The organism is Streptomyces sp. NPDC057280, from assembly GCF_042668605.1.
Lineage (GTDB): Bacteria > Actinomycetota > Actinomycetes > Streptomycetales > Streptomycetaceae > Streptomyces.
In genome coordinates this window covers 1,023,752-1,037,212 of record NZ_JBHUYR010000003.1, presented here as the reverse complement: position 1 = coordinate 1,037,212, position 13,461 = coordinate 1,023,752, and the positions used below count along the sequence as shown (strand labels likewise).

Sequence of the window (13,461 nt, the reverse complement as noted above, 5' to 3'; positions counted from 1 at the left end):
GAAGGCGGGCGACCAAAAACGCCGGTCCCGGCGCGCTCCGAGGAGCGCGACCGTGGACCGGCGCTGGTGGCTCGCTACTTCTTGGCAGCAGCCTTGCCGAAGCGGGCCTCGAAGCGGGCCACACGGCCACCGGTGTCGAGGATCTTCTGCTTGCCCGTGTAGAACGGGTGGCACTCGGAGCAGACCTCGGCACGGATGGTGCCGCTCTCGATCGTGCTACGGGTGGTGAACGACGCGCCACAGGTGCAGCTGACCTGCGTCTCGACGTACTCGGGGTGGATGTCGCGCTTCAAGGTGTCTCCTAGTTTCGGGAGGGCACCGGGTCGCCGCCGCGGGCTGCGGGAGCGTGAACCGGGGCCGACGTACCAGTCTGCCAGGACTGGCCGCATCCCCCAAAACGGGGGGTGGGCGTGATCTATTCCCAGCGGGCCGGGGCGCGCCTACGAGGCGGTGACGACGCCTTCCGCCTGACCGGTGGCCGTGCCCTTGGTGGCGCTCTTGGGGATCGCCCGGTCGTTCTTCAGCGCCTTCCAGACGACCTTGGCCTTGGCCTGGTCCACCAGCACCCGGTTGGCGTTCTGCGGGTCGTACTGGACCGGCATGGTGACCATGGTCATGTTCTTGGAGCTGATGCCCTTGAGGCCGTTGGCGAAGGACATGAGCTTGTTGACGTTCCCCAGGTCGGAGTCGGTCGTCACGGCCTTGGTGGCGGTGTTGGCGAGGTCGTAGAGCTTCTTCGGGTTGCCGAAGACGTCGACGTCCTTGATCTGGTTGATCAGCGCCTTGATGAACGCCTGCTGGAGCTGGATGCGGCCGAGGTCGGAGCCGTCGCCGACGCCGTGCCGGGTGCGGACCAGGCCGAGGGCCTGCTTGCCGGTGAGGGTGTGGGTGCCGGCCTTGAGGTTGAGGTGGCTGTCGCGGTCGGTGATGTTCTTGGTGGTCGTGACGTCGACGCCGCCGAGCTCGTCGATGAGCTTCTGGAAGCCGGAGAAGTCGACCTCCAGGTAGTGGTCCATGCGGATGCCGGTGAGCGACTCGACGGTCTTCACGGCGCAGGCGGCGCCGCCCGTGGAGTACGCGGAGTTGAACATCGCGTTCGACGCGGCGTCGTGGACGTTCCCGTCGGCGTCGGTGCACTCGGGCCGGTCGACGAGGGTGTCCCGGGGTATGGAGACCACGCTGGCCTTCTTGTGGCCCTCGTAGACGTGCACGATCATCGCGGTGTCCGAGCGGGCACTGCCGTCGTCGGCGCCGCCGCCGAGCTTCTTGTTCGAGCCGGAGCGGGTGTCGGAACCCAGGACGAGGATGTTCTCGGAGCCGTTGTCGACCTTGGTCGGCCGGTCGGTGCCGAGGGCCTGGTCGATGTCGACGCTCTTGATGTTGCCGTTGAGCTTGAAGTACAGGTAGCCGGCCCCGGTGCCGCCCAGCACGACGATCCCCGCGGCGGTCCAGGCCGCGATCTTCAGGCCCTTGTGCCCGCCCCGGGTCTTGCGGCGGCGGCCCTTGGCGCGGTGGCGCGGGCCCGTGGTGCCGGAGTCGCCCGGTATGCCGGGCTCCGGCGTGCTCTCGGCGGTCATGTACTCCTCGTCTCGTCGGTCGGTTACCCCCTGCTTTCAGGGTCAGACGTGGTCGCGCGCGACCCGGACCTCACCATGGTCGCTCCGCCTGGTCAGACGGGGAAACCGGAGAAAGGGTTGCACAACGCACTGTGCCCACCCGGTGGACGGGTGGGCACAGTGCGTAGTCGAGGAGCCGGGGCGTGCCCCGCTCACCTGCGATTTCAGCCGAAGATGTCGTACTGCTTGAAATCGGTACCGACCGAGATCCTTGTGGCGAAGATCTCGCTCGTGGCCTTGCCGGTGCCCTTGTACAGGTACAGGGTGCCGCCGGGCGTACGGGCCAGGAAGTCGGCCTTGCCGTCACCGGTGACGTCACCGACGGCGTCGAAGGCGTTGTACGTGGTGTTGCTCCAGGTGCGGACCTTCACGCGGGCGGCGAACGGGGCCGAGGCCTTGCCGGTGCCCTTGTAGAGGTAGAGGGCGCCGTTGCTCTTGTTGCGGGCGATCAGGTCGGCCTTGCCGTCACCGTTGAAGTCGCCCTTGCCGCGGACCATGTTGTACGAGTTCCAGCCGGTGCCGGTGCCGATCTGCTTGCGGGCGGCGAAGGTGCCGTCGCCGTTGCCCGGGTAGAGCCAGGCCTTGCCGGCGGAGTCCACGGAGACCAGGTCGGGCTTGTAGTCGCCGGTCAGGTCGCCGGGGGCGATGATCCGCGTGCGGGACTTCCAGTTGTCGAAGATCTTCTTCTCGGCCCAGGAGTCGGTGGACCACACGTAGCGCAGCCAGTAGACGTCGCCGGTGGAGCTCTGGCGGAACAGGAAGTCCTGGACGCTGTCCCGGTTCAGGTCGCTCTGCAGGACGAGGTTGACCCCGCCCCAGTCGCCGAGGTCCTGCCGGGCGCCGAACGAGGTGCCCTTGGAGTCCTTCTCGTAGGCGACGCCGGTGCTCTTGTTGCGGACGAACAGGTCGGCCTTGGCGTCCACGTAGCTCATGTTGGCGTCGTCGACCTGCGCGTACGCGGCCCCGAGGTAGGTGCTGACCTTCGAGAAGACGCTGTACGCGCCCTTCTCGACGCAGTCCGTGACGCCCCACGACACGACGCCGACGATGCGGTTGTCGACGATCAGCGGACCACCGGAGTCACCGTTGCAGGCGGACGTCGTGCCGGCGTCGCTGCCGGTGGCGGGGTTGCCCGCGCAGACCATGTGGCCCTTGATGAAGTCCGCGCCGTAGTAGCCGGCGCAGGTGGCGTCCGACTGGATCGGCAGCGTGGCCGTCTTCAGGGTCTCGGAGACGTCCTGCGTGGTGGAGCTGGTACGGCCCCAGCCGTAGAGCTTCGCGCTCGTCCCGGCCTTGTACGAGGTGGTGTCCGTGGACGTCGTCATACGGATCGGCGTCGCCTTGGTCGGCCGGTCCAGGGTGATGACGGCGATGTCGTTGTCGATGGTCCGCGCGCTGTACGACGGGTGGCTCCACTGGCGCACCGCGCCGGCGACCGCGCCGGTGGTGTTGCCGCTGTCGTCGGGCAGCTTCGTGGCGCCGGTGACGATCGCGCCGTACTTGGCCCAGTTGTAGCCCTTGACGCAGTGCGCGGCGGTGAGGATCTTCGTCGGCGAGACGACGGTGCCGCCGCAGAAGAAGTACACGTCGTTCGTCGAGTCCTGGTAGAAGAGCTGGGCCATCCAGGGCGCCGACGAGATCGTGGTGGTGCTGCCACCGATGATCTTCGGGTCGACCTTGCTGCCGGTGCTGGAGCTCAGCGACGACTTGGAGGTCTTCTGCCCCGCGATGTCCCCGCCGGCCAGACCCCCCGCGACCCGGGCCTTGAGCTCGGCCTGCGACACCGTGCTGATGGCGGGCGTCTTGGGCGTCGGGTCGAACGCGGCGGTGGCCGCCCCGGCCGACGTGCTCATCAACGCGGCGGCCACGGCGGCGGCGACACCGGCCGCACCGATGGGCAGGGCGATCCGCATCCGACGTCTGTGCCGTCCGCCCCCGGACATGGCTGTACCCACGCAAGTCCCCCCTCGGGATCAGAAGTTCAACGGTCGCAACAATGACCGAAGGCGCGATCGTACACCGGTCACACAAACCAGAAAGGGCCACCCCCGTCACAGGGGTGGCCCTTCGCTGAAGACGTGCGTCAGTCGCCGTTGCCGGGCGTCGGCGTGGTCTTCTGGATCTGCATCAGGAACTCGACGTTCGACTTCGTCTGCTTCATCTTGTCGAGGAGCAGCTCGATGGCCTGCTGCTGGTCGAGCGCGTGCAGCACACGGCGCAGCTTCCAGACGACCGCCAGCTCCTCGTTGCCGAGGAGGATCTCTTCCTTACGGGTACCGGACGCGTCGACGTCCACCGCCGGGAAGATGCGCTTGTCGGCGAGCTTCCGGTCGAGCTTGAGCTCCATGTTGCCGGTGCCCTTGAACTCCTCGAAGATCACCTCGTCCATGCGGGACCCGGTGTCCACCAGGGCGGTGGCGAGGATGGTCAGCGAACCGCCGTCCTCGATGTTGCGGGCCGCACCGAAGAAGCGCTTCGGCGGGTACAGGGCGGTCGAGTCGACACCACCGGACAGGATGCGGCCGGAGGCCGGGGCGGCGAGGTTGTACGCACGGCCCAGGCGCGTGATCGAGTCGAGCAGCACGACCACGTCGTGGCCCAGCTCCACCAGGCGCTTGGCGCGCTCGATGGCGAGCTCGGCGACCGTGGTGTGGTCCTCGGCCGGGCGGTCGAAGGTCGAGGAGATGACCTCGCCCTTGACCGACCGCTGCATGTCGGTGACCTCTTCCGGACGCTCGTCGACCAGGACGACCATCAGGTGGCACTCGGGGTTGTTGTGCGTGATCGCGTTGGCGATCGCCTGCATGATCATGGTCTTGCCGGTCTTCGGCGGGGCCACGATCAGACCACGCTGGCCCTTACCGATGGGCGACACGAGGTCGATGATGCGGGTCGTGAGCACACCCGGGTCCGTCTCCAGGCGGAGGCGGTCCTGCGGGTACAGCGGGGTGAGCTTGTTGAACTCCGGGCGGCCGCGGCCGTGTTCGGGCGCCATGCCGTTGACGGAGTCCAGGCGGACCAGCGCGTTGAACTTCTCGCGCCGCTCGCCTTCCTTGGGCTGGCGGACCGCGCCGGTGACGTGGTCACCCTTACGCAGGCCGTTCTTGCGGACCTGAGCGAGGGAGACGTACACGTCGTTGGGACCCGGCAGGTAGCCCGACGTACGGATGAAGGCGTAGTTGTCGAGGATGTCCAGGATGCCCGCTACGGGGATCAGGACGTCGTCGTCGGCGAGCTGCGGCTCGGCGGCGCCGATCTCGTCACGGCCACGACGGCCACGACGGTCCCGGTAGCGGCCGCGACGGCCACGGCGGCCGCCCTCGAAGTCGTCGTCGTCCTGCGGGCCGGCATTGCGGTCCTGACGGCCGCCGCCCTGCTGCTGACCCTGCTGCTGGCCGCGCTGCCCGCCGCCCTGCTGGTCGTCGCCCTTGCCGCGGCGGTCGCGGTCACGGCCGCCACGGTCGCGGTCCTGACGGTCGCCGCGGTCACGGCGGTCGCGACGGCCCTGACGGCCATCGGCGTCACCCGCGTCGCCCTTGGCCTCGCCCTGCGCCTGCGGGGCGGGCGTCTCGGCCTTCGGCTCGCTCTTCGCCTCGGCGGTCACCGTCTCCGGGCTGCCGGCGTCCGCGGTCGCGCGGCGACGGCGGCGCTCGACGGGAGCGTCGTCGGAGGCCGGCTGGCCGGGGATCTCGATCTGCTGCTGGGCCACGGCCTTCTCGGCGGGGGCCTCCGCCTTCGCGTCCGCCTTCTTCTCGGCGGCCTCGCCGGTGCGGGCCTTGGAGGTGGCGCGGCGCTTGGGCTTGGTCTCGGTGGCGTCGCCCGCGGCGGCCGCAGCCTTGGGGGCGGCGGCACCTCCCCCGGCCTGCGCCTCCTTGATGACCTCGATCAGCTGGCTCTTGCGCATGCGCGCGGTGCCCCTGATGCCGAGGCCGGATGCGACCTGCTGCAGCTCGGCCAGCACCATGCCCTCGAGGCCGGTACCGCGGCGCCGCCGGGAGCCGGCACCGGTGGCAGGCGCGGAGGCGTCCGTGGCGGGCGCGGCAGCGGTCTCCTCGACACGTGCGCCCATCAGATCGGTGGTGTCGCTCACGAAGGGTCCTTCCCTGGAGCGGACGTCGGCCTGTCTGGCTCGGCGACCGGTTGTGCTGTCCGACGTCGGTCCCATCCTTGTGGACCGTGCCGGGGCGGTGGTCCGCCTGGGCGGCGGAGGAATCTGGTGATGGCGTTTCCCAGAGCAGTGACACCGACTGGCTGTGTCACACGGCTCGGTCACACCGGTTCCGGAGCGTGCCCGGCAAGTCGCTCAGTGCTCGCGTACGAGGTACTGCCCGCGTACGTCGTACGAAACACAGTGCGGCTTGGGAGGCTCCCGGAAGAATGTCTGTCCCGGACGGGGACGTGAAGCACCTCGCCATGGTGGGGTCGGGTGCAGACTTGAGATTAACACTACCGGATCCAACAAACATTCCCCCTCTCGAAATCCGGCAACCGAACGCATTCAGATGTCACCGGCGGGTGCGAGCGGCAGCACGCTCGCACCCTGGGCATCCAGTTCGAGCCGGTTGGCGGCCCATCCCTCACCCGCGAGGTGGGCCACCTTGTCGGCGCTGGCCTCGTCGACCAGCGCGAGAACCGTGGGTCCGGCGCCGGAAATCACCGCCGGAACTCCGTCCGCCCTCAAGCGCTCCACGAGCGCGGCACTCTCCGGCATGGCCGGAGCCCGGTATTCCTGGTGGAGCCGGTCCTCGGTGGCGGGCAGCAGCAGCTCGGGGCTCCTGGTGAGGGCCTCGACGAGCAGGGCGGCGCGGCCCGCGTTGGCGGCGGCGTCGACGTGCGGCACGGTGCGCGGGAGGAGACCGCGGGCGGTCTCCGTCAGAACCGGCTTACCGGGCACGAAAACCACCGGAACGATGGAATCGGCGGGCTCCAGCCTGATGGCCCGGGCGGCGCCGGCCTCCATCCAGGCGATGGTGAAGCCGCCGAGCAGACACGGCGCGACGTTGTCGGGGTGGCCCTCGATCTCGGTCGCCAGCTCCAGGAGCGCGGCGTCGTCGAGCTTGGACTCGCCGCCTATGGTCACGGCACGCGCGGCGACGATGCCGGCGCAGATGGCGGCGGAGGAGGAGCCGAGGCCCCGGCCGTGCGGAATGCGGTTGGCGCACACGATCTCGAGGCCGCGCGGCTGTCCGCCGAGCAGGTCGAAGGCGGTGCGCAGGGACCGTACGAGCAGGTGCTTCTCGTCGCGCGGGAGGGTCTCGCTGCCCTCACCCGCGATGTCGATGTGCAGCCCTGAGTCGGCCACCCGGACGACGACGTCGTCGTAGAGCCCCAGCGACAGGCCGAGGGCGTCGAAGCCCGGGCCGAGGTTGGCGCTGGTGGCGGGGACGCGCACCCGGACGGCGGCGGCGCGGAACGCTGGACCGGCCATCGCTCGATGACTCTCCTTGAGCTGCGTGATTGTCGAAGACATTCGATACGTACGTGGAGACCCCGCGGGCCGCGGAGATGACGCGGCTCCCGGCCATGCGCTCGGGCATATGCGGCGGGCGGGTTCGGTACAGCCTATCGAAGGAAGGTTCTGTGGCGACATAGGGCGCACAGGAGGCGCACGATGCGTGTCGTAAGCCCCCTGTGCACCCCCTGTGGGGATGCCGCCGTGCGGCGGTTGTCCGCCCGGGTTCTACGCCGGTGTCTTACGCCAGTCCGAGGCGCTCGGCGGCCGTCGCCGCGTCGACCGGGACGGTGACGGGCTGCGGCGCGCCCGCGACGGCCCAGTCGGGGTCCTTCAGGCCGTTGCCGGTGACCGTGCAGACGATGGTCTGCCCCGGGTCGACCAGGCCCTGCTCGGCGGCCTTGAGCAGACCGGCCACGGACGCGGCCGAGGCGGGCTCGACGAAGACGCCCTCCTGCGCGGCCAACAGACGGTAGGCGCGCAGGATCTCACGGTCCGTCACCTCGTCGATGAGACCGCCGGACTCGTCACGCGCGGCGAGCGCGTACTGCCAGGACGCCGGGTTGCCGATGCGGATGGCGGTGGCGATCGTCGACGGGTCCTTGACGACCTCGCCGCGCACGATCGGGGCGCTGCCGGAGGCCTGGAAGCCCCACATGCGGGGGGTCTTGGCGGCGATGCCGTCGGCGGCGTACTCCTTGTACCCCTTCCAGTACGCGGTGATGTTGCCCGCGTTGCCGACCGGGAGGACGTGGAGGTCGGGGGCGTCGCCGAGCATGTCCACGATCTCGAAGGCGGCGGTCTTCTGGCCCTCGATACGCACCGGGTTGACCGAATTGACCAGCGCCACGGGGTAGTTGTCGCTGAGCGAGCGGGCGAGGGTGAGGCAGTCGTCGAAGTTGCCGTCGACCTGGAGGATCTTGGCGCCGTGCACGAGGGCCTGGCCCATCTTGCCGAGCGCGATCTTGCCCTGCGGCACGAGCACGGCGGAGACCATGCCCGCGCGCACCGCGTAGGCGGCGGCGGAGGCGGAGGTGTTGCCGGTGGAGGCGCAGATGACCGCCTTGGCGCCCTCCTCCTTGGCCCGCGTGATGGCCATGGTCATGCCGCGGTCCTTGAAGGAGCCCGTCGGGTTCGCGCCCTCGACCTTGAGGTGGACCTCGCAGCCCGTGCGCTCGGAGAGCACCTGCGCGGGCACGAGGGGCGTGCCGCCCTCGCGGAGCGTCACGACCGGGGTGCTGTCGGAGACGGGCAGCCGGTCCCGGTACTCCTCGATGATTCCGCGCCACTGGTGGGTCATTGCTGGTTACTCTCCTTCAACCCGCATGATGCTGGCGACACCGCGCACGGTGTCGAGCTTGCGCAGCGCCTCGACGGTCCCGGACAGGGAGGCGTCGGAGGCCCGGTGGGTGACGACGACGAGGGAGGCCTCGCCGTCCTTGCCCGTCTGGCGAACCGTATCGATGGACACGCCGTGCTCGGCGAACACGGTGGCCACCTGGGCGAGAACACCCGGTTTGTCCGCCACGTCGAGGCTGATGTGGTACCGCGTGACGACCTCGCCCATGCCCGAGACGGGAAGGGCCGCGTACGCGGACTCGCCGGGACCGGTCGCGCCGTTGAGCCGGTTGCGGCAGACGGCGACGAGGTCGCCGAGGACTGCGGAGGCGGTCGGGGCGCCGCCGGCGCCGGGACCGTAGAACATGAGCTGCCCGGCCGCGTCGGACTCCACGAACACGGCGTTGTAGGCGCCGCGCACGGAGGCGAGCGGGTGGGTGAGCGGAATCATGGCCGGATGCACGCGAGCCGTCACCGAGCCCCCGTCCTCGGCGCGCTCGCAGATGGCGAGCAGCTTGATGGTGCAGCCCATGTTCTTCGCGGAGGCGAAGTCGGCGGCGGTGACCTCGGTCATGCCCTCGCGGTAGACATCGTCGAGGCGCACGCGCGTGTGGAAGGCGATACCGGCGAGGATGGCGGCCTTGGCGGCGGCGTCGAAACCCTCGACGTCGGCGGTCGGGTCGGCTTCCGCGTACCCGAGGGCGGTGGCCTCGTCGAGGGCCTCCTGGTAGCCGGCCCCCGTGGAGTCCATCTTGTCGAGGATGAAGTTGGTCGTGCCGTTGACGATCCCCAGCACCCGGTTGACCTTGTCGCCGGCGAGGGACTCGCGCAGCGGGCGGATCAGCGGGATGGCGCCGGCGACGGCGGCCTCGTAGTAGAGGTCGGCGTCGTGGTCCTCGGCGGCCTTGTGGAGGGCGGCGCCGTCCTGGGCGAGGAGGGCCTTGTTGGCGGAGACGACCGAGGCGCCGTGCTCGAAGGCGGTGGTGATGAGGGTGCGGGCGGGCTCGATGCCGCCGATGACCTCGACGATGACGTCGATGTCCCCGCGTTTGACGAGAGCGGTGGCGTCGGTGGTGACGAGGGCCGGGTCGATGCCCTCGCGGACCTTGGACGGACGTCGTACCGCGACACCCGCCAGCTCGACGGGGGCGCCGATGCGCGCGGCGAGGTCGTCGGCGTGCGTCGTCATGATGCGCGCCACCTCTGAGCCGACCACTCCACAGCCCAGCAGCGCCACCTTCAGCGGACGCGTACGCATCATCCGACCTCGTTTCCTCATACCGTCTACGGTTGGACCAGTCTCACTCACCGGACGGGAGTTTCTACCCTTCGTCCGGATCGTGAGACATCTATTTCATTTGTACGGGGGTGGAAGACAGGAGATCTTCCACCCCGTGGTTTTTCGGGCTCACCCGACGTCGAGACGCAGAAGGTCCTCCTCCGTCTCACGCCGGACGATGACCCGCGACTCGCCGTCGCGCACGGCGACGACCGGCGGCCGCAGCACGTGGTTGTAGTTGCTCGCCATGGATCGGCAGTACGCACCCGTCGCCGGTACGGCGATCAGGTCGCCCGGCGCGAGGTCGGCGGGCAGGAACGCGTCCTTGACCACGATGTCCCCGCTCTCGCAGTGCTTGCCGACGACGCGGGCGAGCATGGGCTCGGCGTCGGAGGTCCGGGACACCAGGGCGACGCTGTACTCGGCGTCGTAGAGCGCGGTGCGGATGTTGTCCGACATCCCGCCGTCGACGGAGACGTACGTGCGCAGCCCGTCGAGGGGCTTGATGGTGCCGACCTCGTAGAGGGTGAACGCGGTGGGCCCGACGATGGCGCGCCCCGGCTCGACGGAGATCCGGGGTGTGCGCAGCTTGGCGGCGTCGCACTCGCGCGTCACGATCTCGGTGAGCGCCTTGGCGATCTCGTGCGGCTCGCGCGGGTCGTCTTCGCTGGTGTAGGCGATACCGAGCCCACCGCCGAGGTCGATCTCGGGCAGCTCGACGCCGTGCTCGTCCCGGATGTCCTTCAGCAGCCCGACCACCCGGTGCGCGGCGACCTCGAAGCCGGACATGTCGAAGATCTGCGAGCCGATGTGGCTGTGGATCCCGATGAGTTCGAGCGAGTCGAGCTGGAGCGCCCGCCGCACGGCTTCCGCGGCCTGCCCTCCGGCCAGCGGAATGCCGAACTTCTGGTCCTCGTGCGCGGTGGCGATGAACTCGTGGGTGTGTGCCTCGACACCGACGGTGATCCGGATCTGCACGCGCTGCCGCTTGCCGAGCTCGGCGGCGATGTGGGCGACGCGCACGATCTCCTGGAAGGAGTCGAGAACGATCCGCCCGACACCGGCGCCGATGGCCCGGCGGATCTCGTCCGTCGACTTGTTGTTGCCGTGGAAGGCGATGCGGTCGGCGGGCATCCCGGCGGAGAGGGCGGTGGCGAGCTCGCCACCGGAGCAGACGTCGAGGTTGAGCCCCTCTTCGTGCAGCCAGCGCACGACGGCACGCGACAGGAACGCCTTGCCGGCGTAGAAGACGTCGGCGTCGGCCCCGAAGGCGGTACGCCAGGCGCGGGCCCGCTCGCGGAAGTCGGACTCGTCGAGGATGTAGGCGGGGGTGCCGTGCTCCTCGGCGAGCCGGGTGGCGGTGATGCCGCCGACGGTGAGGACGCCGTCCTCGTTGCGCGTGACCGTCTGGGCCCAGACCTTGGGGTCGAGGGTGTTGAGGTCGGCGGGCGGCGCGGAGTAGTGGCCCTCGGGGAGGACATCGGCGTGACGGGGCCCGGCGGGGTGGGCGGAACGGCTCATGATCTGTGGCTGGCTCTCTAGATGTGGTCGGGTGCGTCGATGCCGAGCAGGGACAGGCCGCCGGCCAGCACCGTCCCGGCGGCTTCGGCGAGGGCGAGCCGGGCACGGTGGGCGGCCGAGGGTTTCTCGTCACCGCGCGGCAGCACGTCGGGCAGGAGGATGAGCACGGCATCGGCGACGGTGACGAGGTGCCGGGCGAGACGGTCGGGGGCGCGGTGGGCTGCCGCCTGGGCTAGGACGCGGGGGTGGTCGGCGAGTAGCGGGGGGAGGCTGTGCCGTGGGGTGTGGGGGGTGCTGGGGTTGCCGGGGGCGCCGGGGTTGCGGGGGTCGCCGGGGTTGCGGGGGTCGCCGAGGTCGCCGGGTGTGGTGAGTTGGGCGAGCGCGGCTGGTTCGGCTCGTTCGGCGAGGGTGGTTGGTCTGGCGAGCGCGGCTGTATCGCCCAGCGGGGCTGGTGTGGCGAGCGCGGCTGTATCGCCGAGTGCGGCCGGATCGGCGGTGAAGCCCAGGTCGGCGGCGTTGCGGCTGAGGGCCCGGGTGCGGGCGTGGGCGTAACGGACGCGGAAGAGGGGGTTGCCCTCGCGCTGGACGAGGTGCTCGTCCGTGACCCGGGGCCGGTCGTGGGCGGCGGGATGCAGCAGGGCCCAGCGGGCGGCGTCGCGGCCGAGGGGGGTGGGGTCGGCCGGGGCGGGGACTGGGCGGACGGGGATGTGGAGGGCGGTGGGGGCCTTGGAGGTGCCGAGGGCGTCGAGGGCCTCGGGGGTGCCGTAGGCCTCGATGGAGGCGGGAGTCTCAGGGGCTCCGTATGTATCGACAGAGGCTCCGTATGTATCGACGTGAGCGCCCAGCAGCTCGGTCCACTCCGGCTCGGGGCGGCCTTCGCAGCTGGTGCGGACGTGGGCGCCTTGGGAGCGGAGGAGCCGGGCGACGGCGTCCATGACGACGACGGCGCGGACCTCGTGGGGAGCGTGCAGCTGGAAAGTCTCCCCGCTGGGCCCGTCCGCGTACCCGTAGCGGTGCCCGCGCCGCAGGATCTCCTCGACGAGCGCGGTGGGGGCGCCATCACCCAGGCTGATGTTGAGGAAGCCGGGTCCGGTGACGACGACATCGGTGACACCGGGGGCGTCGAGGAGATGGGCCCGCAGGATCGCGGCGACCTTGTCCGCGGGCCGGCCGGCGGGGCGGGCGAGCTGGAGGGCGATGCTGGTGGCGTAGTCACCGCAGCCGCCGGGCCCGGGAGGCGCGACGACGACCCGTCCGGGAACCGTCACGCTCAGCTCTCCCCCGTCGACAGCGCGACGGACCGCGCGCAGCACGGTGCGGGAGAGCTCGACGGGGGTCACGGGACCAGCGTATGGGAGGAGGGGGGTGGGTAGGCGAGTCGGTTTAGGCGAAGGTCCGGGATGTGGACGTCCGTGGACAGCCGACGCAGGCACACGGCGGCCGGGCGGGCCTCAGCCGCCGGCCCGCCCGGCGCGCTCGGCCTCACCGGCGCCGAGGACGCCGTCGAAGACGGTACCGTCTTCCCCGTCCGGCGCGGTCCCGCGCGTGCGCTCGATCAACTGCCGGACGAGCCGTACGAGTTCGGCGGGCTCGAAGGGCTTGGCGAGGAAGGCGTCGACGCCGACGTCGAGGCCGCTCTCGACCTCGTACTGCGTGCAGGCGCTGACGATGGCGAGGGGAAGATCGCGGGTCCGGGGGTCGGAGCGCAGTCGGGCGGCGGTACGAAGCCCGTCAAGCCGGGGCATCACCACATCAAGGGTCACCACATCGGGCCGCACCTGATGAACGACATCCAGACACTCGGCACCGTCGGCCGCGGTCACGACCTCGAGACCCTCCAGCTCGAGATTGACCCTGATCAACTGCCGGATGACCTTGTTGTCGTCCACAACAAGCACCCGGCCCGAGGCGCCTGGCACAACTCGAGAGTAGGTCCGGACCGGCCATCGCGTCCGGGTTTTCCCGACTTCCACCCGTACCGGGGACCGCGGGCCGCCCCTGACCGCCGCAAATACCTGTTCATGAAGACCCCATCGAAGCTGGTAGGGTTCTACCCGTCGCCGCGCACAGTGCGGCGGACGCCCGCGTAGCTCAGGGGATAGAGCAACGGTCTCCGGAACCGTGTGCGCAGGTTCGAATCCTGCCGTGGGCACTTTGGAGAGCGGGACCCAGTTTCACTGGGTCCCGCTCTTTGTCGTTGGTTCGTGGGGGTCGCGATCGAGCTGCGATACGGCCATGCCTCTTCGCGGGTGCTC

10 protein-coding genes and 1 tRNA gene are annotated in these 13,461 nt (G+C 70.2%); 1 reads left to right on the top strand and 10 read right to left on the bottom strand.

From position 1 onward, the window contains the following. Positions 1–74 precede the first annotated feature (74 nt). The 10 genes from rpmE to ACFUO4_RS23320 all read right to left on the bottom strand — a co-directional run bounded on the left by rpmE (position 75) and on the right by ACFUO4_RS23320 (position 13,179). A complete protein-coding gene (gene rpmE, locus ACFUO4_RS23365; protein WP_079311057.1) occupies positions 75–293 on the bottom strand; it encodes a 50S ribosomal protein L31 in 219 nt (72 codons plus the stop codon). A 147-nt stretch (positions 294–440) separates the two neighbouring features. After that, positions 441–1,577: an LCP family protein gene (locus ACFUO4_RS23360; protein WP_079311058.1), complete on the bottom strand. Its 1,137-nt coding sequence runs from the start codon at positions 1,575–1,577 to the stop codon at positions 441–443. A 203-nt stretch (positions 1,578–1,780) separates the two neighbouring features. Further along, entirely contained in the window at positions 1,781–3,529 is a 1,749-nt protein-coding gene (locus ACFUO4_RS23355; RefSeq protein WP_383487690.1) for a trypsin-like serine protease, read from the bottom strand. A 170-nt stretch (positions 3,530–3,699) separates the two neighbouring features. Beyond that, the gene (rho, locus tag ACFUO4_RS23350; protein ID WP_079311060.1) at positions 3,700–5,706 is read right to left on the bottom strand and encodes a transcription termination factor Rho; all 2,007 of its coding nucleotides are present in this window, start codon (positions 5,704–5,706) and stop codon (positions 3,700–3,702) included. A gap of 408 nt (positions 5,707–6,114) precedes the next feature. Next, positions 6,115–7,044, bottom strand: coding sequence for a homoserine kinase (gene thrB, locus ACFUO4_RS23345; protein ID WP_079311061.1), 930 nt, complete (start codon positions 7,042–7,044; stop codon positions 6,115–6,117). Positions 7,045–7,309: 265 nt separating this feature from the next. After that, the gene (gene thrC, locus ACFUO4_RS23340) at positions 7,310–8,368 is read right to left on the bottom strand and encodes a threonine synthase (protein WP_128112302.1); all 1,059 of its coding nucleotides are present in this window, start codon (positions 8,366–8,368) and stop codon (positions 7,310–7,312) included. 6 nt (positions 8,369–8,374) lie between these two features. Continuing rightward, the gene (locus ACFUO4_RS23335) at positions 8,375–9,667 is read right to left on the bottom strand and encodes a homoserine dehydrogenase (RefSeq protein WP_165951173.1); all 1,293 of its coding nucleotides are present in this window, start codon (positions 9,665–9,667) and stop codon (positions 8,375–8,377) included. Between the two features lie 147 nt (positions 9,668–9,814). After that, on the bottom strand, positions 9,815–11,206 hold the full coding sequence (lysA, locus tag ACFUO4_RS23330; protein ID WP_383487685.1) for a diaminopimelate decarboxylase: 1,392 nt from the start codon (positions 11,204–11,206) through the stop codon (positions 9,815–9,817). 17 nt (positions 11,207–11,223) lie between these two features. Beyond that, positions 11,224–12,546, bottom strand: coding sequence for an ArgS-related anticodon-binding protein NrtL (gene nrtL / locus ACFUO4_RS23325; RefSeq protein ID WP_383487682.1), 1,323 nt, complete (start codon positions 12,544–12,546; stop codon positions 11,224–11,226). Positions 12,547–12,657: 111 nt separating this feature from the next. Further along, positions 12,658–13,179 (bottom strand): response regulator, encoded by a 522-nt coding sequence (locus ACFUO4_RS23320; RefSeq protein WP_079313035.1) that lies wholly within the window; start codon positions 13,177–13,179, stop codon positions 12,658–12,660. A 107-nt stretch (positions 13,180–13,286) separates the two neighbouring features. On the opposite strand from ACFUO4_RS23320, the gene ACFUO4_RS23315 reads away from it, so the two are divergent. Further along, a tRNA-Arg gene (locus tag ACFUO4_RS23315) sits at positions 13,287–13,358 on the top strand. Positions 13,359–13,461 lie beyond the last annotated feature (103 nt).

Bases quoted from the DNA above. Each gene is read 5' to 3' on its own strand.
- ACFUO4_RS23360 (WP_079311058.1), bottom strand. From the start codon at position 1,577: ATGACCGCCGAGAGCACGCCGGAGCCCGGCATACCGGGCGACTCCGGC.
- ACFUO4_RS23355 (WP_383487690.1), bottom strand. From the start codon at position 3,529: ATGCGGATCGCCCTGCCCATCGGTGCGGCCGGTGTCGCCGCCGCCGTG.
- thrB (WP_079311061.1), bottom strand. From the start codon at position 7,044: ATGGCCGGTCCAGCGTTCCGCGCCGCCGCCGTCCGGGTGCGCGTCCCC.
- thrC (WP_128112302.1), bottom strand. From the start codon at position 8,368: ATGACCCACCAGTGGCGCGGAATCATCGAGGAGTACCGGGACCGGCTG.
- ACFUO4_RS23335 (WP_165951173.1), bottom strand. From the start codon at position 9,667: ATGATGCGTACGCGTCCGCTGAAGGTGGCGCTGCTGGGCTGTGGAGTG.
- lysA (WP_383487685.1), bottom strand. From the start codon at position 11,206: ATGAGCCGTTCCGCCCACCCCGCCGGGCCCCGTCACGCCGATGTCCTC.